The 25,911-nt window shown below is 61.3% G+C and carries 23 protein-coding genes; 2 read left to right on the forward strand and 21 right to left on the reverse strand.

The window, feature by feature from the left end:
• Window positions 1-88: 88 nt before the first annotated feature.
• Window positions 89-295, forward strand: coding sequence for a hypothetical protein (locus tag PPGU16_RS16340; protein WP_180719568.1), 207 nt, complete (start codon window positions 89-91; stop codon window positions 293-295).
• A gap of 55 nt (window positions 296-350) precedes the next feature.
• Here the strand turns inward: PPGU16_RS16340 and PPGU16_RS16345 are convergent, their stop codons facing one another.
• The 4 genes from PPGU16_RS16345 to hemE all read right to left on the reverse strand — a co-directional run bounded on the left by PPGU16_RS16345 (window position 351) and on the right by hemE (window position 6,000).
• Window positions 351-587: a hypothetical protein gene (locus tag PPGU16_RS16345; RefSeq protein ID WP_180721085.1), complete on the reverse strand. Its 237-nt coding sequence runs from the start codon at window positions 585-587 to the stop codon at window positions 351-353.
• Complete coding sequence (locus PPGU16_RS16350; RefSeq protein ID WP_180721086.1) at window positions 584-2,008, reverse strand: YeiH family protein; 1,425 nt, start codon at window positions 2,006-2,008, stop codon at window positions 584-586. Before PPGU16_RS16350 ends, PPGU16_RS16345 begins: the two co-directional genes overlap by 4 nt.
• 186 nt (window positions 2,009-2,194) lie before the next feature.
• Window positions 2,195-4,453 (reverse strand): primosomal protein N', encoded by a 2,259-nt coding sequence (locus tag PPGU16_RS16355; protein ID WP_180721088.1) that lies wholly within the window; start codon window positions 4,451-4,453, stop codon window positions 2,195-2,197.
• Between the two features lie 443 nt (window positions 4,454-4,896).
• Entirely contained in the window at window positions 4,897-6,000 is a 1,104-nt protein-coding gene (gene hemE / locus PPGU16_RS16360) for a uroporphyrinogen decarboxylase (RefSeq protein WP_180721090.1), read from the reverse strand.
• A gap of 172 nt (window positions 6,001-6,172) precedes the next feature.
• Between hemE and PPGU16_RS16365 the strand changes: the two genes are divergently transcribed.
• Entirely contained in the window at window positions 6,173-6,955 is a 783-nt protein-coding gene (locus PPGU16_RS16365) for a transporter substrate-binding domain-containing protein (RefSeq protein WP_180721092.1), read from the forward strand.
• 789 nt (window positions 6,956-7,744) lie between these two features.
• Here PPGU16_RS16365 and PPGU16_RS16370 read toward each other — a convergent pair.
• From PPGU16_RS16370 to PPGU16_RS16450, 17 genes are all read right to left on the reverse strand, one after another.
• A complete protein-coding gene (locus PPGU16_RS16370) occupies window positions 7,745-9,475 on the reverse strand; it encodes an AMP-binding protein (RefSeq protein ID WP_180721094.1) in 1,731 nt (576 codons plus the stop codon).
• Between the two features lie 202 nt (window positions 9,476-9,677).
• On the reverse strand, window positions 9,678-10,103 hold the full coding sequence (locus PPGU16_RS16375) for a F0F1 ATP synthase subunit epsilon (RefSeq protein ID WP_180721096.1): 426 nt from the start codon (window positions 10,101-10,103) through the stop codon (window positions 9,678-9,680).
• Between the two features lie 150 nt (window positions 10,104-10,253).
• Window positions 10,254-11,648, reverse strand: a complete 1,395-nt coding sequence (gene atpD / locus PPGU16_RS16380) for a F0F1 ATP synthase subunit beta (RefSeq protein ID WP_180721098.1) — start codon at window positions 11,646-11,648, stop codon at window positions 10,254-10,256.
• 92 nt (window positions 11,649-11,740) lie between these two features.
• Window positions 11,741-12,628 (reverse strand): F0F1 ATP synthase subunit gamma, encoded by an 888-nt coding sequence (gene atpG / locus PPGU16_RS16385; protein WP_091778763.1) that lies wholly within the window; start codon window positions 12,626-12,628, stop codon window positions 11,741-11,743.
• 90 nt (window positions 12,629-12,718) lie between these two features.
• The gene (gene atpA, locus PPGU16_RS16390; protein WP_131240906.1) at window positions 12,719-14,260 is read right to left on the reverse strand and encodes a F0F1 ATP synthase subunit alpha; all 1,542 of its coding nucleotides are present in this window, start codon (window positions 14,258-14,260) and stop codon (window positions 12,719-12,721) included.
• A gap of 58 nt (window positions 14,261-14,318) precedes the next feature.
• Entirely contained in the window at window positions 14,319-14,858 is a 540-nt protein-coding gene (locus tag PPGU16_RS16395) for a F0F1 ATP synthase subunit delta (protein ID WP_054929316.1), read from the reverse strand.
• Window positions 14,859-14,860: 2 nt separating this feature from the next.
• The gene (locus PPGU16_RS16400) at window positions 14,861-15,331 is read right to left on the reverse strand and encodes a F0F1 ATP synthase subunit B (protein ID WP_054929317.1); all 471 of its coding nucleotides are present in this window, start codon (window positions 15,329-15,331) and stop codon (window positions 14,861-14,863) included.
• 137 nt (window positions 15,332-15,468) lie between these two features.
• Window positions 15,469-15,738: a F0F1 ATP synthase subunit C gene (atpE, locus tag PPGU16_RS16405; protein ID WP_007180033.1), complete on the reverse strand. Its 270-nt coding sequence runs from the start codon at window positions 15,736-15,738 to the stop codon at window positions 15,469-15,471.
• A 73-nt stretch (window positions 15,739-15,811) separates the two neighbouring features.
• Window positions 15,812-16,663: a F0F1 ATP synthase subunit A gene (gene atpB / locus PPGU16_RS16410; protein WP_042305100.1), complete on the reverse strand. Its 852-nt coding sequence runs from the start codon at window positions 16,661-16,663 to the stop codon at window positions 15,812-15,814.
• Window positions 16,664-16,824: 161 nt separating this feature from the next.
• The gene (locus PPGU16_RS16415) at window positions 16,825-17,370 is read right to left on the reverse strand and encodes an ATP synthase subunit I (protein ID WP_180721100.1); all 546 of its coding nucleotides are present in this window, start codon (window positions 17,368-17,370) and stop codon (window positions 16,825-16,827) included.
• 281 nt (window positions 17,371-17,651) lie between these two features.
• Window positions 17,652-18,800 (reverse strand): sodium:proton antiporter, encoded by a 1,149-nt coding sequence (locus tag PPGU16_RS16420; RefSeq protein WP_243460552.1) that lies wholly within the window; start codon window positions 18,798-18,800, stop codon window positions 17,652-17,654.
• Between the two features lie 12 nt (window positions 18,801-18,812).
• Window positions 18,813-19,703 carry a ParB/RepB/Spo0J family partition protein gene (locus PPGU16_RS16425; RefSeq protein WP_180721102.1) on the reverse strand — a complete coding sequence of 297 codons (891 nt, stop codon included), beginning with the start codon at window positions 19,701-19,703 and terminating at the stop codon, window positions 18,813-18,815.
• Window positions 19,704-19,741: 38 nt separating this feature from the next.
• Window positions 19,742-20,512 (reverse strand): ParA family protein, encoded by a 771-nt coding sequence (locus PPGU16_RS16430; RefSeq protein ID WP_180721104.1) that lies wholly within the window; start codon window positions 20,510-20,512, stop codon window positions 19,742-19,744.
• Window positions 20,513-20,561: 49 nt separating this feature from the next.
• Window positions 20,562-21,239, reverse strand: a complete 678-nt coding sequence (gene rsmG / locus PPGU16_RS16435; RefSeq protein ID WP_180721105.1) for a 16S rRNA (guanine(527)-N(7))-methyltransferase RsmG — start codon at window positions 21,237-21,239, stop codon at window positions 20,562-20,564.
• Window positions 21,236-23,194 carry a tRNA uridine-5-carboxymethylaminomethyl(34) synthesis enzyme MnmG gene (gene mnmG / locus PPGU16_RS16440; RefSeq protein ID WP_180721107.1) on the reverse strand — a complete coding sequence of 653 codons (1,959 nt, stop codon included), beginning with the start codon at window positions 23,192-23,194 and terminating at the stop codon, window positions 21,236-21,238. The genes rsmG and mnmG overlap by 4 nt, the downstream gene beginning before the upstream one ends.
• 170 nt (window positions 23,195-23,364) lie before the next feature.
• The gene (locus PPGU16_RS16445) at window positions 23,365-24,126 is read right to left on the reverse strand and encodes an ABC transporter ATP-binding protein (protein WP_180721109.1); all 762 of its coding nucleotides are present in this window, start codon (window positions 24,124-24,126) and stop codon (window positions 23,365-23,367) included.
• Complete coding sequence (locus tag PPGU16_RS16450) at window positions 24,126-25,910, reverse strand: branched-chain amino acid ABC transporter ATP-binding protein/permease (protein ID WP_180721111.1); 1,785 nt, start codon at window positions 25,908-25,910, stop codon at window positions 24,126-24,128. The genes PPGU16_RS16445 and PPGU16_RS16450 overlap by 1 nt, the downstream gene beginning before the upstream one ends.
• Between the last annotated feature and the right edge of the window lies 1 nt (window position 25,911).

Below are 25,911 nucleotides of genomic sequence, written 5' to 3' on the forward strand. Positions count from 1 at the left end.
CGCTCGGTGTTTTCCCTGGATCGGTTTATTTTCTGGCAACCCTTATCGAAACGAAAATCCCGCCGTTATACCGGTTATGAGATGCGCAATGACGCACGGTACGGGGTTTGAAGTCTCGCTATACGGGGTGACCAAAATGGAAAAATGGCTGGTAATAACGGGCGTCTGGATGATGTTCGCAACATGCATGGTGCTGTTCATTCGCGGGGCGACGGGCGTGTCGCGCAGTGAACTGGTGCCCGTCGAAGTACGCGACGACGAGCACGACGCGCAGCCGAAGTCGATTCGCGGCTAAGCCTTTCGAGGTGAGAGGCGCGCTGCACGCGCGCCTCGATGACGCGGATGCCGTCTCAGCGCATCCGCGAGAACTGGCTGCAGCTGTCGCGTGGAGCGACGAGCTGGTCGTGAATCAGGCACAGACGGCTGTCGGCGACACTGGCGCCGAAGCCCGACCCGAACACTGCGAGGCCCGGAATGCTCTGCTCAAGCGAATGCCGATCGTCGGCGCGAAACCGGCAATCCGCGCAGCACGGCGGGCGCTCGCCGCGTTGCGCGCCGATGGCTTCGTCGAGGACAGGCGTGCTCATGAGCCCTGCCCCAAGCTATTCCAATACGGTGCGAACACGTGCGCGGACAGCGCGTAGCCGATGGCGATATTGACGGCGACGCCGACCGTGAACGCGATAAACGGCTTGATGCCCGTGGCCGCCAGTGAACGTACTCGCGTCGTCAGTCCGATGCTGAAGAAGCAGAAGATGAACGCCCACGTGCGCAGCGCGGTAATCGGCGCGACGAATTCGGGCGTCACCACCTTGCGGTAGTCGGCGAGCGAGTAATGGCTCGCGATCCACGTGACGAGCGCCGACGCGATCACGAAGCCGATCACGAACTTCGGAAAGCGCGCCCAGATTTCGCGCGCGTCGGCCTTCGCGCTCACGCCGCTTTCACTGGACTCCCAGCGCGTCGTTGCGACGATCGCAAGCAGGAACGCCCAGATGCCGATCCAGATGTCGCGGCCAACCACCTTCATCAACGTGAACGCCTGAAGCGACGCTTCGGGCGATCCCGCGATCGCGCCGCCCGCGTGCTTCGCGAAGTCGCCGTAGGCTTGCGCGGCGGCGATACCCGCCGCGTCGGCGAATTCCGAGGTGCCGATCCATGCACCCGCGACAGCCGTCGACAATCCCAGCGACCGCGACGCGAATGGCAGCACGAAAATCATCACGATCGCCCACAGGATCACGAGCGTGATCGCCACCGAAGCATGCTCGCGCTTCGCGCGGACCGCGCCCGCAATCGCGATCGCCGCCGACACGCCACACACCGCGCCGCCAACGCCGAGCACCGCAGCGAAGCGCTTGTCGAGCCCGAGCGCCTTCGCGGCGAAGAAGATCACGAAGAACGTGACGAGCGACACGATGGTCGCCTGTCCCACGGCAACCGGGCCCGCCCAGACGAGCAGCGTGAACGGCAGCGTCGCGCCGAGCAGCACGATCCCGACCTTGATGTAAAACTCGACGCGCAATCCCGCCGAAAACCATTCGGGCAAACGGAACACGTTCGAGATCAGCAGCCCGAGGGCGAGCGCGACGAGCGGCGGTTCGAGGTTGTACTTCGATGCATTGGCCCACGCGCCGACTTCGAAGATCAGCACCGACACGGCGAACAGGATCGCGAACGACGCCACGAAATGCACGATGCGCTGCTTCAGCACGCTCAGGCTGACCCCGAACAGCACGGCAAACACGACGAACAGCGCGACGTAGTTCGGCAGATGTTTCACCAGGTCCTGTGCGGCTGCACCGGGATCGGACCATTTCGCGGGCGCAGTCGCAAGCCACTTGATGCTGCTGCCCGACGCGAACAGCGCCCACGCGACGACGATCACCAGCAGGCCGACCCACACGGCCCACCAGTCTTCCGTCGAAAAAAGCCCGCCGCCGCCTGTCGTGCTTTCCCGTCGAGAAGGCTGCGCGCCTGCCGGCAAGGTATGTCTCGTATCGCTCATCGTTGTGCCCCGATCAAGGTTGGCGGCGCACGCGCTATCGATTGTTGTGATTCATGCGCCGATCCGGCGAAATATAGTCGAGCGATGTCGCGAAACGAAACGACCTTTCGTTTTATCGATATGACTTAAATGGATTTGCTCGCAGATGCGTGCAGTTTGCCGACAAACGGCTTACAGCACGGCTCGCTAGATGTCGAGCGGATCGACCTCGATGCTCCAGCGCAGCACGCCCTTGAGCGTGCGCAACACGGGTTGCCAGGCGCGCAGCGTGGACTGCAACGCCGCCCGCGACGCGCTTTCGATCAGCAATTGCGCGCGATGCACGTGCATCACCTTGACGATGGTGAGCGGCACCGCGTCGTAGACGGTCACGCGGCTGGCGGCGGGAATGTCGGTCAAGGCCCCGGCCGCCTGCTGCAGGAACGTCAGCGCGGCGTCCAGTGTGCGGCCTTCGGCGCGAAGCATCGCCTGATAGACGAACGGCGGAAGATGCGCGTCGCGCCGTTCGGCCAGCGTCGAATTGGCGAAGCCGACGTAATCGTGACGAGCCAGCGCGTGATACAGCGCATGGCGCGGATAGCGCGTTTGCACCAGCACTTCGCCCGGCAAACCGCCGCGGCCCGCCCGGCCGCTCACCTGCATCAGTTGCGCGAAGAGGCGCTCGCTCGCGCGGAAGTCGTGGGAAAACAGTGCTGTGTCGGCGTTCAGCACGCCTACCAGCGACACCCGGCGGAAATCGTGCCCCTTCGCGATCATCTGCGTGCCGACGAGAATATCCACTTCGCCCGCGTGCACGTCCGAAAACAGCGCTTGCGCGCTGCCCTTGCGCCGCGTGCTGTCGGCATCGATACGCAGCACGCGCGCGCCCGGCACCGCGCCGGCGAGCGCTTCTTCGATACGCTGCGTCCCGCGTCCGAGCGGCGCGATATCGACGTTGCCGCACTCGGGGCACGAACGTGGAATGCGCGACTCCCAGCCGCAATGGTGACAGCGCAACGCGCGCTCCGGCTTGTGCAACACGACATAGGCGCTGCATCGCGGGCAGCCCGCGACCCATCCGCATGCGTCGCACGCCAGCTGCGGCGCGTAGCCGCGACGGTTCAGGAACACGAGGCTCTGTTCGCTTCGCTCGAGGCGCGCCTTCAACGCCGCGATCAGCGGCCCCGACAAGCCTTCCACTGAAGCACGTCCGCGCCGCCGCTCGTCTTCCAGGTCGACGAGGCGGACGGTTGGCAGCACTGCGTCGGCGACCGCGCGGCGCGATAACGTGAGCCGCTTGTAGCGTCCTTGCTCGACCTGCCACCAGCTTTCCAGCGACGGCGTCGCAGAGCCGAGCACGACGGGCACGCCGAGTTGCTTCGCACGCCAGATGGCGAGATCGCGCGCGGAATAGCGCAAGCCTTCCTGCTGCTTGTACGCCGGGTCGTGTTCCTCGTCGACGACGATGATCGCCAGATGCGGCAACGACGCCAGCACCGCGAGCCGCGTGCCCAGCACGATGCGAGCGCGACCGGTGTGCGCAGCAAACCAGTTGCGCGCGCGCTCGCCCTCGGCGAGACCGCTGTGCAGCGTGACGATTTCGGTATCGTCCATCGACGCGAACCGCGCGCGAAACGCGGCCTCGAATTGCGGCGTCAAGTTGATCTCGGGCACGAGGACGAGTGCCTGCGCCTGCGGATTGGTCGCCAGCAGTCCCGCCAGCGCACGCAGGTACACCTCCGTCTTGCCGCTGCCCGTCACGCCATGCAACAGGAACGGCGCGAAGGATTGCGCGTCGCGGATTGCTTCGACGGCTGCCGTTTGCTCGTCCGTGAGCGTCGGCAGCGTCGCGCTGTGCGGTGTGTGATCTCGCGACAGGCTGTGCGCGGCAGGATCGACCACTTCCAGTGCGACCCAGCCTTCCGCTTGCCACGCTTCGAGCGTCGCGGTTGCCTTCGCGTGCAACGCGCGGGCATCGGCGGCGGGTAATGTGTCGGCTTCCGCGAGCGCGGCCGCAAGACGGCGCAGCGCCGTGGCGCGCGCCGGAAGCGCGTCGGGTAGCGCGGCGCGGCCTGCGGGCAACAGACGATAGCGTTCCTCGGGCGCGAGAAGCCGCGTCCAGCGCGCCGCATCGCGCAACGCCTGAGGGAGCGCGGGCAGCGCGACTTCACCGATGCCGCGCTGGTAGTAGTCGGCGGCGAACTGCGTGAGTTGCAGCCAGTGTTCGGATAGCGGCGGGCATGCGGCGCAGACGCTATGGACCGACTTCAGACGGTCGGCGGGCACGTCACTGTGAGCAGTCACTTCCATGACGAGGCCCACGATATGCCGCTTGCCGAACGGCACGCTGACGAGCATCCCCGGCGCCGGCGCCAGTGAGGCGTCACAGCGGTAGTCGAACAGCGTCGCCAGCGGGTGGTCGAGTGCGACGCGGACGTAGGTGCTGGTCAGATCGACGACCCGCATAGGCACCGTTCGCAGGGAAAGTTATTCACAGGCCGGGAACTGCCGCCGACACACTTAAAGTAAAACTTCAATTTCGGCGCTAAGTTTTGATTTTGCATCGACAATTGCGCCCGACCTCGCCTGCCTGTGGATAACTTTGTTGAGAACTTGGCCCGGGTGTCCCGCAAGCGCCGTCGTACGGGCCTCTGTGTGGGAAACCGCACATTTGTCTTAGGAACCCGGAAACCCTTGTCGCTCAAGGCCTTCAACAGATTTCCGCGAACTTTTCAAGGCGGCTGCGACGATCCATCCCTCTACCGCGCCGCAGCGTGACAAGTGTGCATAAGTCAAGTCTTGACAACGCCAAGAGGGCCTCGGGGCGGACTTTGGAACGCTATTTTCCCCTCACGCCGAGAGCCCACGTCGTTGCATCGCAACAAAAACGTCACAATCCGGACGATGCCTCATGCCTTGGCATCGCCACCTGCCGCCCGGATCGTGCGGCTATGCCGGTGCACTTCGTCGACCAGCTCGGCGACGTTCTCGGGCGGCGTGAACTGCGAAATACCATGCCCAAGATTGAAGACGTGACCGGGGAAATTGCCGAAGCTGTCGAGCACCGCACGCGCTTCGATGCGAATCGTCGACGGCGGCGCGAACAGCACGGAAGGATCGATGTTGCCCTGTAGCGCCACCTTGCCGCCGACGCGCTCGCGCGCCTTGCCCAGATTCACCGTCCAGTCGAGCCCGACAGCATCGACGCCCGTCGCGGCAATCTCTTCGAGCCACAGGCCGCCGCCCTTCGTGAACGTGATCACGGGCACGCGGTTGCCGTCGTGCTCGCGCTTCAACTGATTCACGACCTGCTGGATGTAGTGCAGCGAGAAGCGCTGATAGATGCCGTCGGCGAGCGCGCCACCCCACGTGTCGAAAATCATCACGGCTTGCGCGCCGGCTTCGATCTGCGCGTTCAGATAGGCCGCGACGGCCTTCGCGTTGACATCGAGGATGCGGTGCATCAGGTCCGGACGGCCGTACAGCATCGACTTCACGGTTCGGAAATCGTCGGAGCCGCCGCCTTCGACCATATAGCACGCGAGCGTCCACGGGCTGCCCGAAAAACCGATCAGCGGCACGCGCTGCCGGCCTTGCGCGTCGGTGAGCGCAGTGCGGATCTGGCGCACGGCGTCGGTGACGTAACGCAGCGTGCTGTCGATATCCGGTACGGCCAGACGTGCGACATCTTCTTCAGTACGCACCGGACGCGCGAACTTCGGCCCTTCGCCGACCTGGAAATCAAGGCCCAAGCCCATCGCATCGGGGATGGTCAGGATGTCGGAGAAGAGAATCGCAGCGTCGAGCGGATAGCGGTCGAGCGGCTGCAGCGTGACTTCCGTCGCGTAATCGGGATTCTTCGCGAGGCCGAGAAAACTGCCCGCGCGGCTACGCGTCGCGTTGTACTCGGGCAGATAGCGCCCTGCCTGGCGCATCAGCCAGATCGGCGTGTACTCGGTCGGCTGGCGCAACAACGCGCGCAGGAAGGTGTCGTTGAGGAGGTTGTGGGCCACGGCGCTCGCGACTGAAGGCAAAGAGACATTTTAACCGTTGCGCGCCCGACGCCGCCTCCGTAATCCTGGCAATTGCTGTTTGTCCTATGCCTTCCGGTCGATGGTCACAGGCAGTGGCGCGGACTATTATCGATTCCGTTGCACCCACATAGATAACGATAAAGGAGACTCAATGAAGAAAGCTGCTTTGGCGCTTCTTGGCGCCATATGCTGTGTCGGCGCGGTGCAGGCGCAAAGTGTCGCACCTGCGCCGGCGTCGCGGCTGGATGAGATTCTCGCGCGCGGCACGATGCGGGCGTGCACGACGGGCGACTACAAGCCGTACTCGTTCTATAAACAGGACGGCCAGTTCGAAGGCATCGACATCGATATGGCCGAGTCGCTGGCGAAATCGCTCGGCGTCAAAGCGGAGTTCGTAAAAACGTCGTGGTCGAACCTGATGACCGACTTCGTGGCGAAATGCGATGTCGCCGTCGGTGGTGTGTCGACGACGCTGGATCGGCAAAAGCGGGCTTTCTTCACGGTTGCGTATCAGGTGGACGGAAAGTCGCCCATCGTGCGTTGCGACGACGTCGACAAGTACCAGACAGTCGCGCAGATCGACCAGTCGACTACCCGCGTGATCTTCAATCCGGGCGGCACCAATGAGCGATTCGCAAAGCAGTTCTTTCCGCATGCGAACCTCGTCGTCTATCCCGACAACGTGACGATCTTCAAACAGATTCTCGCGGGCAAGGCGGACGTGATGGTGACGGACGCGTCCGAGACGCTGTTGCAGCAAAAGCTCAATCCCGGTTTGTGCGCGGTGCATCCCGACAAACCGTTCCAGTACGGAGAAAAAGCGTGGCTGGTGCCGCGCGGCGATGTGGTGTTCCAGCAGTACGTCGACCAGTGGTTGCACCTCGCTCGCGCGTCGGGGGAATACCAGTCGATATCTGACAAATGGCTGAAATGACGCCGAGATTGTGACGGCCGAGGCAGTCGCACTTACCGATTGGTACGAGCGGCTGCCTTGTGCTCCGTGTGACGTATTGGAGTATTTGTGGAGTCGCTGACAATTCCCGTCAGGACGGTCGGTGATTGCTGCAATGCACCATTTCAACGTCCGATGGCAAACACCAGTTTTAAACAAGTAGCGGCGCAATCCGTATGAGCATTGGACTTCGAACCCTTGCGCAGATGAAGTGGACACATGATGAACGGCTAAATATGCGGTAGCGCAGCGCAGTATCCGATTCGAACGGGTGGGCGAAAGATGAGCCAATGGCCCCGAAAGGTATCGGTAATAATTGCCGAACATGCGTTTCGATATCGCAAAAAATCCCGCAACGCCTTATCTGGCGGGCGTTACAACCTGAAACACTTTGTTACCGCGCGAGCGGGGTAATTCGCCCACAATGCCTTTCACGGGTTCAGCACGGATGCGGCCGGGTAGTGGTGTCTTTGAAGACCATTTCCTGGACGGTCGACGGAAAGCGTCGAAGCTCTTCACAGGGGCATCTCTGCTGGAATCGTGATCGGCGTCGATCGCGCCGAGTAGTCGGTTCCTCCAATGGTCTCCTCGCGCTAACCCCGTAGCGTGTGGTTTTTAGCGGGCTCCAGGCCCGCTTTTTTTTTGCCCTGCCAAACGTTTGCGCGCTATCGAGCTTCTGTGCGCGAGCGGGCACTTCCCCTGTAAGCGAAACGCCGTGTGCAGTGCACACGGCGTTTCGCCTTTTCTGCTTCGGGATACAGCTGCGCTACGTTACGCAGTCTTGTCTTCTTTCAAGCGAAGCTCATCGATCATCCGTTCGCGCATCACGAATTTCTGAACCTTGCCCGTCACCGTCATTGGAAGCTCGTCGACGAAGCGGATGTATTTCGGAATCTTGTAGTGGGCAATCTGGCCGCGGCAAAACTCCTGCACGTCTTCAGCTGTGAGATGCTCGCCAGCGCGCACGACGATCCACGCGCACACTTCCTCGCCGTACTTCGAATCCGGCACGCCGAACACCTGCGCGCTCTGAATCTTCGGGTGGCGGAACAGAAATTCTTCGATTTCGCGCGGGTAGATGTTTTCGCCGCCGCGAATCAGCATGTCCTTCAGGCGGCCGACGATGTTGCAATAGCCCTCGGCGTCGATCGTCGCCAGGTCACCTGTGTGCATCCAGCCGTCGACAACGCTTTCACGTGTCTTCGCCTCGTCTCCCCAATAGCCGTCCATCACCGAATAGCCGCGCGTGCACAGCTCGCCCGTTTCGCCCACGGGCACGATGTTGCCGAGCGGATCAACCACCTTCACTTCCAGATGCGGTTGAATCCGGCCAACCGTGGTCGTACGCTTGTCCAGGGGATCGGTCGTCGAACTCTGGAACGACACCGGGCTTGTCTCGGTCATTCCATAGGCGATCGTGATTTCGGCAAGGTGCATCTGGGATACGACACGTTTCATCGTTTCGATCGGGCACGGCGAGCCTGCCATGATGCCGGTGCGTAGCCGCGTCAGATCGAAAGTCGCGAAGTCCGGATGATCCAGCTCGGCAATGAACATGGTCGGCACGCCATGCAGCGCCGTGCATTTCTCCTCGGCGACGGCCTTGAGCGTCGCGCCGGGATCGAATGCCTCGCCCGGAAAGACCATTGCGGCTCCCACCGAGACGCATGCCAGCACGGCGAGCACCATCCCAAAGCAGTGATACAGCGGTACCGGGATGCACAGGGAATCCTGCTCCGAGAGCCGCATCGCCATCGCGATATAGCGCGCGTTATTCACCACGTTCCGGTGCGTCAGCGTCGCGCCTTTCGGATTGCCCGTCGTACCGCTCGTGAACTGGATGTTGATCGGGTCGTTCGCGTTGAGCGTCGCGCCGATTGCGTCGAGCTTTGCGGGATCGAATGCGGTGCGCCCCTGTTCGATGACATCCGAGAACGTCAGCATGCCTGGCGTCTCGGTGTCGCACATCCGGATCACGATGCGCAAGTCGGGCAGCCGCGCAGCGTGCAGATCTCCCGGCGTTGCCGACGCCAGTTCGGGCGCCAGCTCCTGCAGCATCTGCAGATACATCGACGACTTGAATTTCTCGGCCGAGATAATCGCCTTGCAACCCACCTTGTTCAGCGCGTACTCGAGCTCGGCCAGGCGATATGCGGGATTGATGTTCACGAGCACGGCACCGATCCGCGCCGTCGCAAATTGCGTCATTAGCCACTCGACGCGGTTCGGCGACCAGATGCCGACTCGGTCGCCCGTCTGGATGCCAAGCTCCAGCAATCCCGCCGCCAACGTGTCGACTTCTTGCTGAAACTCCCTCCAACTCCAGCGAATCTCCTGCTCACGAAACACCACAGCCTGCCGTTCGGGGAAGCGTCGTGCCGTATCGACAAGAAATTGTCCGACGGTCGACTCACTCAGCGGCACGTCAGTCGAACCCCGCACGTAAGACAGCCCGTCTTTCGGTTCGATGACTGCGCCCACTCCTGTCGCTTGCGTTGCCATGGTGTTGTCTCCAGAGATGAATCCCAGTATTGGAATGAGTTTGCGACCGATTGTGCCCCGCGGATGATCCGTCCGGCATCAAGTCTTACCCGCAGCTTTCTAGCTGTTTCGGGCATCGGTACGATTTTGCTGACCTTTCCGTAAACGTCAAGTAGACGACGAAAAAAAAGCAGCCACGAGGGCTGCTTTTCAATTGTGCTGCTTATTGCTGTCCGCGCAGCTTGCGCAGACGCTGGATCGCGGCCAGCTGAGCCGTCGCGTACGCGAGTTCCGCTTGTGCAGTCGCGTATTCGAGGTTCGAGCCGGTGTTCTGCAGCGCTTCTTCTGCGCGCTTGCGAGCCTGCTCGGCCTTCGCTTCGTCGAGATCCTTGCCGCGGATCGCCGTGTCGGCCAGAACCGTCACCGCGCCCGGCTGAACTTCGAGAATGCCGCCAGCGACGAACACGAATTCCTCTTCGCCGTTTTCAGCTTCGATGCGCACCGCACCCGGACGAATCCGGGTGATGAGCGGCGTGTGGCCCGGCAAAATGCCGAGTTCGCCCGCCTCGCCCGGTAGCGCAACGAACTTCGCCTCGCCCGAGAAGATCTGCTCTTCCGCGCTGACGACGTCTACCTTGATGGTTGCCATTTATGTCGACTCCTGTCGACCAGAGTTGGCGCTTGCGTGCCTTGCTCTGGTCCCATGGTTGAGCGTAGGACGTGGCGCCCGCTTTGCCCGACAACCGTCTTGCGACGGCAGCCGCGCGCGAGCCGGCGCCCGCTTCATTACACCCAGCCGTTACTGGATCTTCTTGGCCTTTTCGAAGGCTTCGTCGATCGTGCCGACCATGTAGAACGCCTGCTCCGGCAGGTGATCGCACTCGCCGTCGACGATCATCTTGAAGCCACGGATCGTTTCCTTCAGCGGCACGTACTTGCCCGGCGAGCCCGTGAACACTTCAGCGACGTGGAACGGCTGCGACAGGAAACGCTGGATCTTACGAGCGCGCGCGACCGACAGCTTGTCTTCCGGCGACAGTTCGTCCATGCCCAGAATCGCGATAATGTCGCGCAGTTCCTTGTAGCGCTGCAGCGTCTGCTGAACGCGGCGCGTGATCGTGTAGTGCTCTTCGCCGATCACGTGCGGGTCGATCTGACGCGAGGTCGAATCGAGCGGATCGACTGCCGGGTAGATACCCAGCGAAGCGATGTCACGCGACAGAACGACGGTTGCGTCCAGGTGGCCGAAGGTCGTTGCCGGCGACGGGTCCGTCAAGTCATCCGCAGGGACGTACACGGCCTGAACCGACGTAATCGAGCCCGTCTTCGTAGACGTAATACGCTCTTGCAGCTTGCCCATTTCTTCAGCCAACGTAGGCTGATAGCCCACTGCGGAAGGCATACGGCCCAGCAGTGCCGACACTTCGGTACCGGCCAGCGTGAAACGGTAGATGTTGTCGACGAAGAACAGCACGTCGAGGCCTTCGTCACGGAAGTGCTCGGCCATCGTCAGGCCCGTCAGCGCGACGCGCAGACGGTTGCCCGGCGGCTCGTTCATCTGGCCGTACACCAGCGCGACCTTGTCCAGAACGTTCGAGTCCTTCATTTCGTGGTAGAAGTCGTTCCCTTCACGGGTACGCTCGCCCACGCCCGCGAACACGGAGTAACCGCCGTGCTCCTTCGCGATGTTGTTGATGAGCTCCATCATGTTGACGGTCTTGCCCACGCCAGCACCGCCGAACAGGCCAACCTTGCCGCCCTTCGCGAACGGGCAGATCAGGTCGATAACCTTGATACCCGTTTCGAGCAGTTCCGTCGACGGCGACAGCTCGTCGAACTTCGGCGCCTTCTGGTGGATCGAACGCGTCGTTTCGCTCGAGATCGGGCCGGCTTCGTCGATCGGACGACCCAGCACGTCCATGATGCGGCCAAGCGTCGGCTTGCCGACGGGCACGCTGATCGGCTTCGCGGTGTTCTTCACCACGACGCCGCGGCGCAGGCCGTCCGACGAACCCAGACAGATGGTACGGACGATGCCGTCGCCCAGCTGCTGCTGGACTTCGAGCGTCAGGTCCGAACCTTCGAGAATGAGCGCGTCGTAAACCTTCGGCATGTTCTCACGCGGGAATTCCACGTCGATCACCGCGCCGATGCACTGTACGATCTTGCCTTCTACCAAAGCAGTAGTACTCATCGCTTTTCCTTTAGATACTCAATTCTTCACTCGCGCAACGGCGCAGTTTCGGTGGAATCGCCCTAAGGCGCTTCCGCGTGTCGACGTTAGCGTCAGACTGCCGCGGCGCCACCGACGATTTCCGACAGTTCCTTCGTGATCGCTGCCTGACGGCTCTTGTTGTACACGAGCTGCAGTTCGTTGATGACCGTCTTCGCATTGTCCGAAGCGGCCTTCATTGCGACCATCCGTGCCGACTGTTCCGATGCCATGTTTTCCGCGACGGCCTGATAGACCAGCGCTTCGACATAACGCACCAGCAGTTCGTCGACGACGGTTTGCGCGTCCGGCTCGTAGATGTAGTCCCACGACGTTTTCGGCGTCGGACCATCCTTGTCGTCCTTGCGTTCGAACTGTTCCGCCGACAGCGGCAGCAACTGCTCGATCACCGGCTCCTGCTTCATCGTGTTGACGAAGCGGGTGTACGCGATGTACACGGCGGAAACCTTGCCTTCCGAGTACATGTCGAGCTGAACCTTCACCGCGCCGATCAGCTTTTCGAGGTGCGGCGTGTCGCCCAGTTGCACGACGTTCGACACGACCTTCGCGCGCAGACGGTTCAGGAAACCGAGACCCTTGCCGCCGATTGCCGTCGCTTCGACCGTCTTGCCCTGGCCTTCCAGCTCCTTGAACTTCTGGAGCGAAGCGCGCAGCACGTTCGTGTTCATACCGCCGCACAAACCCTTGTCAGTCGTGACGAGGATGAAGCCTGTCGACTTCGCCCCTTCGTTCGTGACCATGAACGGGTGACGGTACTCCGGAGTAGCACTGCTCATGTGCGCAGCGATATCGCGGACCTTGTCGGCATACGGGCGAGCAGCGCGCATGCGCTCCTGAGCGCGGCGCATCTTCGATGCGGCCACCATCTCCATCGCTTTCGTGATCTTGCGCGTGTTTTGCACGCTCTTGATCTTGCCGCGAATTTCCTTCATTCCAGCCATTGCTTGCTCCTTGATCGAAGCAGCGCGGATGCGCTTTCACGCGCCCACGCTGCTTCAAGGTCCGTTTATGCCTTGCGGATCACTCGCGGATCAATAAGCGCCCGACTTCTTGAAGTCCTTGAGAGCGGCATGCAGCGCGCCTTCGTCGTCCTTCGAGAGGTCTTTGTTGTCTTCGATGCGCTTGATCAGGTCAGCGTGCTTCGACTTCAGGAAATCGCGCAGGCCCTTTTCGAAAGGCAGCACTTGCGACACTTCCAGATCGTCGAGGTAGCCGTTGTTCGCTGCGAACAGCGACACCGACAGTTCCCACACTTGCAGCGGCTGATACTGCGGCTGCTTCAGCAGTTCCGTCACGCGGCGGCCGCGCTCCAGCTGCTTGCGGGTGGCTTCGTCGAGGTCCGATGCGAACTGCGCGAACGCTGCCAGTTCACGGTACTGTGCGAGGTCGGTACGGATACCGCCCGACAGCTTCTTCACGACCTTCGTCTGCGCCGCACCACCAACGCGCGACACCGACACGCCGGCGTTAATTGCCGGGCGGATACCTGCGTTGAAGAGGTCGGTTTCCAGGAAGATCTGGCCGTCGGTAATCGAGATCACGTTCGTCGGAACGAATGCGGTCACGTCGCCTGCCTGCGTTTCGATGACGGGCAGTGCCGTCAGCGAGCCGCTCTTGCCCTTCACTTCGCCGTTCGTGAACTTTTCGACGTACTCTTCCGAGACGCGAGCAGCACGCTCCAGCAAACGCGAGTGCAGATAGAACACGTCGCCCGGGTAAGCTTCACGGCCCGGCGGACGGCGCAGCAGCAGCGAGATCTGGCGATATGCCCAAGCTTGCTTGGTCAAGTCGTCATAAACGATCAGCGCGTCCTGGCCGCGGTCGCGGAAGTATTCGCCCATCGTGCAGCCGGCGTACGGTGCGAGGTACTGCATCGCTGCCGATTCCGAAGCCGAAGCGGCGACGACGATCGTGTATTCCATCGCGCCCGTTTCTTCGAGCTTGCGAACCACGTTCACGATCGACGAAGCCTTCTGGCCGATTGCGACGTAGATACAGAAGAGGTCTTTGCCCTTCTGGTTGATGATCGTGTCGACTGCGACGGCCGTCTTGCCGCACTGGCGGTCGCCGATGATCAGCTCGCGCTGGCCACGGCCGATCGGCACCATCGAGTCGATCGACTTCAGACCCGTTTGCACCGGCTGCGACACCGACTTACGCCAGATCACGCCCGGAGCGATCTTTTCGATTGCGTCGGTTTTCTTCGCGTTGATCGGGCCCTTGCCGTCGATCGGGTTGCCCAGTGCGTCGACCACGCGGCCGATCATTTCCGGGCCCACCGGCACTTCGAGAATGCGGCCCGTCGTCTTGACGATGTCGCCTTCCGAGATGCTTTCGTATTCGCCCAGAATCACCGCGCCGACCGAGTCACGCTCGAGGTTCAGCGCGAGGCCGTACACGTTGCCCGGGAATTCGAGCATTTCGCCCTGCATCACTTCCGACAGGCCGTGGATACGCACGATACCGTCGGTCACGGAGATCACGGTGCCCTGGTTGCGAACGTCTGCGCTCGCTTCAAGGCCCTGGATCCGGCTCTTGATCAGCTCGCTGATCTCAGAGGGATTGAGTTGCATTATTCGCTCCTGATAGTCAATTCTGTTGCGTGCCAGCCGTCACAACCACGTGAGGGCTTCAGGCCGTCAGAGCCGTCTGCATGCTGGCGAGCCGCGCGCGGACCGAGGTATCGAGCACTTCGTCGCCAACCGTCACGCGAACGCCGCCGATCAGCGACGAGTCCACCTGGACCGTCGGCTTCAGCTTGCGCTTGAATTTGCGTTCGAGGCTTGCGACGAGGTCGTTCAGCTGCGCACCTTCGAGGGGGAATGCGCTGACGATCAGCGCATCGGCCGCACCTTCGCGGGCGTTCTTCAACTCTTCGAACTGCGTGGCGATTTCCGGCAAAAGCGGCAGACGATGATTGTCGACCAGCATCTGAACCAGATTCTTCGCCTGCGGGTTGTCCTTGAGCGGCGATTTCACCGCGGCCAGCAGCAGTTCGCTGATCTGGGCACGGCTGACTTTCGGGCTCGAGGCAATCGACAGCACTTCGGGCAGACGCGCAACCTGTGCCAGCTCCTGCACGAGCGTGGACCAGGCGGCGGTGTCACCAGCTTCGGCCACGCCAAACAGCGCTTCTGCGTACGGACGGGCGATGGTTGCAAGTTCGGCCATGATCAGAGCTCGGCTTTGAGTTGATTCAGCAGGTCAGCGTGAGCTGCCTGGTCGACTTCGCGCTTCAGGATCTGCTCGGCGCCCTTCACGGCGAGCGCAGCGACTTCGCCACGCAGCGTTTCACGGGCCTTCACGACCTGCTGTTCCGCGTCGGCTTTCGCCTGAGCGATGATGCGCGCCGCTTCGGCTTGCGCCTGTGCCTTGATTTCGTCAGCGACCGCGACTGCACGCTTTTCGGCGTCAGCAATACGTTGCTGGCCGTCGTTGCGTGCCTGAGCGAGTTCCTGGTCGACGCGCTTGTGCGCGGCTTCGAGTTCCAACTTGCCCTTTTCAGCGGCCGAGAGGCCGTCGGCGATCTTTTTCGAGCGCTCGTCGAGGGCGTTGATCAGCGGCGGCCACACGAACTTCATCGTGAACCACGCGAGGATCAGGAACACGACCATTTGCGCAAACAGGGTTGCGTTGAGATTCACGGTGTTTCCTTAAACGTTGCTTGGTCGGAGGAGGAAACGGCAAGGCGCTCATCGATTCGTTGGTCGATCAGCGCCTTAGTGCCCGTTCCGCTTCGCGCCTTATCAGTTATAGATCAGGCGCACACTTCCGAGGAACCTCAGCCTGCCAGCTTCGACAGCAGCGGGTTCGCGAACGCAAACAGCATTGCCACACCAACGCCAATCAGGAACGCCGCATCGATCAGACCAGCCAGCAGGAACATCTTGGTTTGCAGCGGGTTCATCAGTTCCGGCTGGCGAGCGCATGCTTCGATGTACTTGCCGCCCATCAGACCGATACCGATACAGGCGCCGATAGCACCCAGGCCGATGATGATGCCGATACCGATGGCGGTCAGACCCTGGATGTTGGCGATGAAAGCTTGCATGATCACTCCTTTGTGAAAAGTCTTTTTGGAACTGGGATTTAAAAAACTACGATTCTTTCTTTACGACGCCACGTTAATGGGAGTCGTGTGCCTGGCCGATGTACACCAGCGTCAGCATCATGAAAATGAACGCCTGCAGCAGAACGATCAGGATGTGGAAGACCGCCCACACGCTGCCCGCGATCACGTGGCCGATGAAGCCAAGCACCGTCGTGTCCGCGCCGAAGCTCCAGATGCTGCCGAGCAGGGCAATCAGCAGGAACAACAGCTCGCCCGCGTACATGTTGCCGAACAGCCGCATGCCGAGGGAAACCGTCTTCGCGACGAACTCGATGATGTTCAGTGCAAGGTTCGGGATCCACAGCAGCGGATGCGCGCCGAACGGAGCGGACAGCAGCTCGTGCACGAAGCCGCCTGCGCCCTTGATCTTGAAGTTGTAGTAAATCATCAGCGCGAACACGCCGAGCGCGATGCCGAGCGTGCCGTTCAGGTCGGCAGTCGGAACGATGCGGTGGTGCGGGATGACTTCCGACAGACCCAGCCAGCCAATCACGCGGCCCGGCAGGTCTACGGGGAGAAAGTCGAGCGAGTTCATCAGCGCGACCCAGACGAACACGGTCAGCGCGAGCGGTGCGATGAAAGTGCGGTTGCCGTGGATCATCGACTTCGATTGATCCTCGACCATCTCGACCAGCATTTCGATTGCGCACTGGAAGCGGCCCGGCACGCCGGACGTCGCCTTACGCGCAGCGAGACGCAAGATGAGGATGGTGACGAGACCGCATACGATCGACCAGAAAAGCGTATCGAGATTCCAGACGTGAATGTCGAAAATCGACGTCTGATGAGCGGTGGAAAAATTCTGCAAGTGGTGCGCAATGTACTCGGACGGATCCAGAGCGCGCGTTCCTTCGCTAGCTGCCATATCGTTAATGCCACCCAAATTGTCGAAAATCTTTCTGGGCCGCTCCCGCCGCAATGCTCTATTGCGGGAACACGCCAGCGCGGACCTTTGTCGAACCCGCGCGCCTCGTTGGTGACGCCGCGCCGTTCGCGCCTTGCATCAACCTGTTTGTCTCGTTTGCTTCACCGCCAGGCGAGCGCAATCCAGTACGTCTTGAGAGCGATGAGATAGGTCACGAGCAGCGGAATCCACCGTACGTCGTGATACCAGAAGGCGATGGCAATAAACATCGCGATCGTTGTCCCCATCTTGAGCGCTTCGCCGATCATCCAGCTCATCGCTGTCTGGGCGCCGCTCAACTTCTTAAGACGTGCCGCGAACAATGCGCTCGGCACCCAGCAAATCGCTCCTCCCAGAAAGGCGGACAGCGCAGCATCGCCCGGCGGCTTGTAGAACAGCCACCACAGCAGCGTCGCACCCAGGGACAAAACCATTTGCGCAATCACGACCTTGAACGGTGTAACGCGCGATGGACGACTCACGTTCGGGCCAAACAGTTTTTCGGCCTCGGCCCGCGTGAGCGGAACGATATTGTTATCTTGCTGCTCGGCATCCCACGCCTCGTCATGCTCGGCGCGCTGACCACCAGTCGCATGCGGGCCGCTGCGCTCGTCGCGGTGTTCGTCGTGCCGTTGTTGCGGCGTTTGGTTCGACGTTTTGACCGCCATCGCAGTGTTCCGCAGAGTCCTGTTCAGTCCGCGAGCTTTCGCACCGCTTACGGGATTGCCTAGCAAATAAATCCGGGCGATTGTAAGCGATAGTTGCAGGCAATTCAAGACTTTAGCCCGACCAATAACCCGCATGAAACGGTGCTTCACGATACGGGAAAACTCCGATTTTCATGCTGTCGGACTGCAAATGTAAGGAGGTCGCGGCAGAGCAGGAAATGCGGGGCAGACTGTGCTAAGTCGGCGGGTTGAGATGCGTGTTTTCGCCGCACTCAGCAGTGTCAAAAATGCAACAGAAGCCACCCGCCGACGGCACCACCGATCACCCAGAACGGGATCGAAAAGAGGTGAAATTGCGCCCACATTCCTCGCTGTCCTGAAAGCCTCATTGCAATCAGATTCGCCAACGAACCGATCGCGAATCCAAAGCCGCCGACGCTGACACCGAACGCAAGCGCTCGCCAATCCTTCGAAAACTCGGCCAGCATGATCGCAGCGGGCACGTTGCTGATGAACTGCGAGAGGACCGCGCCCGCCGCGTAGGCGCGCAATGGCGTCGAGAGATGCAGCTCCCCGACGGCGTTGTGTACCCAGGGCAATGCCGCGACGCTTCTCAACACAATGAACATGAACACGAAGATCAGCAGCAGAAGCCAGTCGATCTTCAGGACGATTCGCGGTCGCCAGAAGATGAATCCGATGCCGACGCCAATCAGTCCGATGCCCGCTCGATGAGAATCGGCGAGCAGCACGAACGCCGCAAACAACACGACAGCCACGCCAAGCAGCGGACGATCGACAGGATGCGGTTCGGTGTCTTTCGACAAATCAAGCTCGGTGCGCTTGAACGACACCGTGGCCAACGCGTACAGCATCGCCATTAACGCCAGACACAAGGGCGCGAGCGCCAGCACGAATCCGCCGAACGAGACGCCGCTCGTCTGCCAGAGAAACAGATTTTGCGGATTGCCCAAAGGCGTGAGGATCGAGCCTGCGTTGACCGCTATCGCGATGAAAATGACGAGACGTTTGAGCGGCAGCGGCGTCAATTCATTCAACGACAACGCGAGCGGTACGACGACGAACAACGCGACATCGTTGGTGAGCAATGTCGACAGCGCAGCGGCAAGCGCGATCAACAGATACGCGAGTGCGCGCTGCGACCGGATGTGATGGACGACGCGATGCGCGAGCCACATCAGGAATCCTGAATATTCGACGGCCTTCGTCAGGATCAGGAGACCGGCAAGCGTCATCACCGTCTGCCAGTCGACCAACCCGGGCAACGATTCCCATGGACGCGGATGAAAAACCTGCAACGCGACCAATGCAACGACGAGCACGGTGAGAACCGGCTCCTTCGTTGCACAGTGGATGATCGTGCGTAGCAGGTTGCGATGTGGTTTTAGCGCTTGCTCGGCAGCGGGCATTGGCGACGTTGCTTATGCAGCCGCTGCGTTGCCCCGCAAGCGGGCGAGAATCCCTTCCAGCGCATCGAGGTCGCCGAAATCGACGAGCACCTGCCCTCGCCCCCGGCGTCCGAGCTTGATCTTCACCGTAGCGGCGAGCAGATCCGACAGTTCCTCTTCGAGCCGTCGCGTGTCGCGGCCACCGTCGTTGTTCGCTTTCGCCTTGACAGCGGGTACCGCCTTCGTCGTCGCCGTGACCAGCTTTTCGGTTTCACGCACCGACATGCGCTTGTTGACGACCTGGTTCGCGAGTGTGATCTGCGTGGCACCGTCCACGGCAAGCAGTGCACGTGCGTGGCCCATGTCCAGATCGCCGGCGAGCAGCATCGTTTGCACGGGCGACGCCAGATTCAGCAGACGCAGCAGATTCGACACCGCACTGCGCGAGCGCCCTACCGACTCGGCCGCCTGCTCGTGCGTGAAGCTGAACTCATCGAGCAGCCGCTGGATACCCTGCGCCTCTTCCAGCGGGTTCAGGTCCTCGCGCTGGATATTCTCGATAAGCGCCATCGCGGCAGCAGCCTGATCGGGCACATCGCGTACGAGGACAGGCACTTCTTCGAGACCAGCAAGGCGCGCAGCGCGAAAACGCCGCTCACCCGCAATGATTTCAAACTTTTCCGCAGAGACAGGCCGCACCAGAATCGGTTGCATCAGACCCTGCGCGCGAATGCTAGCCGCCAGTTCCTGCAGTGCACCCTCGTCCATGCGGGTGCGCGGCTGATACTTGCCCGCCTGCATCTTGTCGAGCGGCAACGTGTGAGGTGCGCCGTTGATCTTCACCGCTTCCGTGATATCCGCGCTTCCGCCGAGCAGTGCCTCCAGCCCCCTGCCCAACCCCTTCTTCCGTGCTACTGCGTTCATCGTGGTTCCTCGATCCGCTTTGGATGATTGACGCTGCGTCATAGCAGGCGCACCCGCTCGATCATTTCCGCGCCGAACTGCACATAAGCCTGCGCGCCGCGCGATGCGCGGTCGAACACGACACCCGGCAGGCCGTAACTCGGCGCCTCGGCGAGTCGCACGTTGCGCGGAATGACGACGTCGAACACCTTGTCTCCAAAATGCTCTTTCAGTTGTTCCGATACCTGCTGTTGCAGCGTGATGCGTGGATCGAACATAACGCGCAACAGGCCGATCACCTTCAAGTCACGGTTCAGGTTCGCATGCACCTGCTTGATCGTATTGATGAGGTCCGACAGGCCCTCGAGCGCAAAATATTCGCATTGCATCGGGATAACGACGCCGTGCGCGGCGCAAAGGCCGTTCAGCGTCAGCAGCGAGAGCGCGGGAGGACAGTCGATCAGCACGAAGTCGTAGTCCGCCACGACGTGAGAAATCGCCTCCTTGAGCTGACGCTCGCGATTCTCCATGCCCACGAGTTCGACTTCGGCACCGGCAAGTTCGCGGTTCGCCGGCACGACATCATATGAAACGGCTTCCGACTTCACTCGCGCGTCGGCCACCGACACGCCGTCGACCAGCACTTCATATACCGTGTTCTCGCAAGCGGCCTTGTCGACGCCACTACCCATGGTGGCGTTGCCTTGCGGATCGAGATCGATGAGCAGGACCCGCTGTCCCTGCGATGCGAGGCTCGCGGCGAGATTGACCGCGGTCGTCGTTTTGCCGACTCCACCCTTCTGGTTCGCAACGCAGAAGATTTTTGCCATCTGTTAGGTGTCCCTTTGCAGCCTGTTTAATGAAATTTCGATGTGGAAATCAGCCTACCGTGACTTCGATCAGATGCCGCTCGGCATCCAGCGCAGGCACTTTGAGACGAATCACTTGCTTCACGTGGGCGCCATCAGGCAAGCGCTCGATTTCCCCGTCCGGTCGAACGCCCTTCATTGCCCAGATCGCGCCATCGTCCGCGACGAGGTGACGGGCCAGTGTAACGAAATCCGCAAGCTCTGCGAACGCGCGCGAGACAATTACATCGAACTTTCCTGGAACCTCGGCTCCCGGCCGCAGATTTTCGACGCGCCCCGTGACAACCGACAGATTTCCCAAGCCTAGCTCCGCCTTAGCCTGAGACTGGAACGCAGACTTTTTCTGAACGATGTCGTTGACGGTGATCGACCATTCGGGAAACACGATCGCCAGGACGATACCCGGCAGCCCGCCTCCCGAGCCGACGTCCAGCAGCGTCGCGGGGCCAAGTGCGGCCAGATGTGGAACGATCGAAAGTGAATCGAGGATGTGCTGAATCAGCATTTGCCGCGGATCGCGGATCGCCGTCAGGTTATAGACAGCGTTCCACTTGGCCAGCAACGCGACGTAGTCGAGCAATTTGCCCTTTTGTTCCGGGCTCAGCTGGATGTCCAGTTCACGCAGGCCCTCTTCCAGCAGCGCGGCGAGTGCCTCGCGCCCCGCCGTCGTGTCGATACGCGCCGTCATTGAGCCACCGGCGAGTTGTCGGTGCCAGCGCCAGCAGGCTTCTGAGCGCGCCGACCGAGGCCACGCTTCAGGTGAACCATCAGGAGCGAGATAGCGGCTGGCGTGATGCCCGAGATGCGCGACGCCTGGCCGATCGTTTCCGGGCGGAACTGCGTCAGCTTCTGACGCGCCTCGAACGACAGCCCACGGACCTCCGCGTAGTCGAGGTTTTCCGGCAATTTCGTGTTCTCGTGTGCCTCGTTTCGTTCGATCTCACCCGCTTGCCGCTCGATATACCCCTGATATTTGACGCCGATCTCGATCTGCTCCTTGATCTGTGCGAGCAGCACTTCGTCGTTGGCGAGCGCTTCGGCCGGACCGCAGGCGCCTTCGCGCAGCGCGCAGACGCCGTCGTACGACACGCCCGGACGCCGCAGCAGATCGGCGAGGCTGTACTCGTGGTCGATCGGCTTGCCGAGCAATGCCGTCGCTTCCTCAGACGAAAGCGTCTTCGGATTGACCCACGTGGTACGCAGCCGCTCTGTTTCACGTGAAACAGCGTCGCGTTTCCGGCTGAATGCATCCCACCGCTCGTCATCCACCACGCCGAGTTCACGCCCGATCTCGGTCAGACGCATGTCGGCGTTGTCTTCGCGCAGGCTCAAGCGATATTCCGCGCGGCTCGTGAACATCCGATACGGTTCGGAGACGCCACGCGTCACCAGATCGTCAACCAGCACGCCGAGGTAGGCCTGATCGCGGCGCGGGCACCACGCTTCCTTGTCCTGTACATACAGGCCAGCATTGATCCCCGCCAGCAGCCCTTGCGCCGCCGCCTCTTCATAGCCCGTCGTTCCGTTGATCTGACCGGCAAAGAACAGGCCGTTGATCACCTTCGTTTCCAACGATGCTTTCAATCCGCGGGGATCGAAGTAGTCGTACTCGATTGCATAGCCCGGACGCAGGATGTGTGCATGCTCCAGACCGACCATCGAACGAACCAACTCCAGCTGGACGTCGAACGGCAGGCTCGTCGAGATCCCGTTCGGATAGAACTCGTTCGTGGTCAAGCCTTCCGGCTCGAGAAAGATCTGATGCGACTCTTTCGACGCAAACCGATGAATCTTGTCCTCGATCGACGGGCAATAACGCGGGCCAACGCCCTCGATCACGCCCGTGTACATGGGCGAACGGTCCAGACCGCTACGGATGATGTCGTGCGTTTGCGAATTCGTGTGCGTGACCCAGCACGGAACCTGACGCGGATGCTGTTCGACACGCCCAAGGAACGAGAACACGGGGACCGGATCGAGATCGCCCGGCTGCTCTTCCAGCTTCGAGAAATCGATCGTACGGCCGTCGATACGCGGCGGTGTGCCCGTCTTCAACCGGCCCTGCGGCAGCTTCAACTCCTTGAGCCGCGCTGACAGCGACACCGCTGCCGGGTCCCCTGCTCGCCCGCCCGTATAGTTATTGAGGCCGACGTGGATTTTCCCATCGAGGAACGTGCCGGCCGTCAACACGACCGCACGCGAGCGGAAACGAACCCCGACCTGCGTCACAGCGCCGACGACGCGGTCGCCTTCGACCATCAAATCGTCGACAGACTGCTGAAACAGCCAAAGATTCGGCTGATTTTCGAGGCGATGGCGGATCGCCGCCTTGTACAGAATGCGGTCAGCCTGTGCGCGGGTCGCCCGAACGGCGGGCCCCTTCGACGAGTTGAGAATACGGAACTGAATCCCGCCTTCGTCAGTGGCAGCCGCCATTGCGCCGCCGAGCGCGTCGACTTCCTTGACCAGATGGCCTTTGCCAATGCCGCCAATCGACGGATTGCAGCTCATCTGACCGAGGGTTTCGATGTTGTGCGTTAGCAAAAGCGTCTTGTTGCCCATGCGCGCGGACGCCAAAGCGGCTTCCGTGCCGGCATGACCGCCGCCAACGACGATTACGTCAAACTCTGTGGGATAAAGCATCGCGGATCTCACGCGGGATCCAGCGTGAGCCTAAAAGAAAGTATGGGCGAAATTATAGCGGGTTCGCTTTTGGCCCGAATTCCGTCCAGATGGTATAGGACGAAAAAACGGCGTGTTTCACGTGAAACACGCCGCTCGTTTGACAGCCAATCCGCCAAAAATTCCTTTCGCTAGGCGACTTTCTTTGTCAGGCCCAAATATGTTTCGATGACACGCGGATTCTGCGCCAACTCATTCGCCTCCCCTTCCAACGCTAGCTCTCCTGTTTCGAGAACATAGCCATAGTCGGAGATCTGTAGCGCAGCGCGTGCGTTCTGCTCGATCAACAGCGTGGCGACACCCGTCTGACGCAATGCGCTGATGATATGAAAAATCTCTTTCACAATGAGTGGCGCCAGACCCAAGCTCGGCTCATCGAGCATCAGCAGATCCGGCTTGCCCATCAGCGCGCGCCCAACCGCCAGCATTTGCCGCTCGCCGCCCGACAACGTGCCAGCAGCCTGTTTGCGTCGCTCCTTCAGCCGCGGAAAAAGCTGGAACACCGGCTCAAGTTGGTCGAGATAATTCCGCTCGCCAGCGCGCTTGCGCCGATAAGCGCCCAAAACCAGATTGTCCTCGACCGTCATTGCTGAAAACAGCTCGCGCTTCTCCGGCACAAGACACATTCCACGCGCCACGCGCTTCTCGATGGGGACATGGCTGACATCCTCGTCCCGATAGGTGATCGCGCCCTTGGCATGCCCGGTCACGGGCAGCGCGCCCATGATCGCGTTCAGCAGCGTCGACTTGCCCGCGCCGTTCGGACCGATCACCGAGACGATCTGGCCGGGGCGCACCGCGATCTTCGCGCCATGCAGCGCTTCGACCTTTCCATAACGCACGGAAAGGCTGCTCACTTCGAGAATCGGTGCAGCTGTTGTCTGATTCGCCATCACTCCACCCCGCCCAAGTACGCTTCCAGCACGGCCGGATCGTTCTGCACGTCTTGCGGCAAACCTTCCGCGATACGCGTCCCAAACTCCATGACCACCAGCCGATCCGTCAGATTCATCACGAAATCCATATCGTGTTCGACGAGCAGAACGCTCATGCCTTCCTCGCGAAGCTTGCGCAGCAGCGTCGCCAGTTGCTGCTTTTCCTGATAACGCAGGCCGGCTGCCGGCTCATCGAGCAGCAGAAGCGTCGGATCGCAGCACAGCGCCCGTGCAATCTCCAGAATCCGCTGTTTGCCCAGCGCGAGGCTACCCGCCTCATCGTACATATGCTCTTCGAGGCCAACGCGCCGAATCTGGCGAGCCGCTTCCGCCATCAGCCGCGCCTCCTCGGCCGCGTTCAGGCGCGCCACGCTGCGCCACACGCCGGCATGCCCACGCAGGTGCGCGCCGATCGCGACATTCTCCAGCACGGTCATCCCCGGCAGCAGCTTGACATGCTGAAAGGTGCGCCCAATGCCCCTTCTGACGATTTCACGTGAATTGAGCGCATCGATACGTTGGCCCTGAAATGAAATCGAGCCGCTCGTCGGCTGCAGGACGCCTGTGACCAGATTGAAGGTCGTCGATTTGCCTGCGCCGTTAGGCCCAATCAAGCCAATGATCTGCCCCGCCTTCACTTCGAAGCTGACATCGTTCACCGCGACCAGACCGCCGAACTGCTTACGCGCCTTGTCCACCACCAGCAGCGATTCACCCGCAGTCGGCTTGCTGCGCTGCGGCAAAGCATCCGCATGATCTGGCACATGCGCGCGCGGGCCGCGCGGGAACATCCGCGCGACGAACGGCCACACACCTTGGCGCGCATACTGCAAAAGCAGCACCATCAGGACGCCAAACACGATAATTTCGAAGTTGCCGTTTTCACCGAGCAGTTTCGGCAGCAGGGTCTGCAAATAGTCCTGCAGAATCGTCAGGATCGCCGCACCCAGCACCGCGCCCCAGACGTGCGCAACGCCCCCGACCACGGCCATGAACAGAAACTCGATGCCGTGATTGAGGCCGAACGGCGTCGGATTCACCGCGCGCTGCAAATGCGCGTAGAGAAAGCCCGAAATCGCTGCCAGCACCGCTGCGTAGACGAAGATCACGACGCGCATCCACGCCGTATTCACGCCCATTGCCTCTGCCATCAAGCCACCGCCGCGCAGAGCGCGAATCGCACGCCCCGGCCGGCTATTAAGCAGATTCTGAACAGACACCACGGCGCCGAGCACGACGATCCAGATCAGGTAGTAGATATGGCGGCCCGATTCCAGATTGATGCCGAGCACGTTCAACACCGGTATTCCGTTGATCCCGTCGTACTTGCCGAGCATCTCCATATTGCCGAACAGGAAGAACAGCGCGAGACCCCATGCGATCGTTCCGAGCGGCAGGAAGTGGCCCGACAGCCGCATCGTGACGGCGCCCAGCAGCAGCGCAATCAGCGCCGTCAGCACGACGCCGACGATCAGCGCGAGCCACGGTGACACGCCGAACTGCGTCGTCAGATACGCCGTCGTATACGCGCCGACGCCGACGAATGCCGCCTGCCCAAAGCTCGTCATTCCGCCGATACCCGTCAGCAGCACGAGGCCGATCGCCACGATCGAATACAGCCCGATGTAGTTGAGCAGCGTCACCCAGTACTCGGGCACGCGGATCGGCTGCGGTAGCACGGGCAGCGCGAACATGACGACGAGGAACAACCAGAAGAACCTGTTTTTCATGATGCGTTTCATC

It is taken from the genome of Paraburkholderia largidicola (assembly GCF_013426895.1).
In the GTDB taxonomy this organism is placed as follows: domain Bacteria; phylum Pseudomonadota; class Gammaproteobacteria; order Burkholderiales; family Burkholderiaceae; genus Paraburkholderia; species Paraburkholderia largidicola.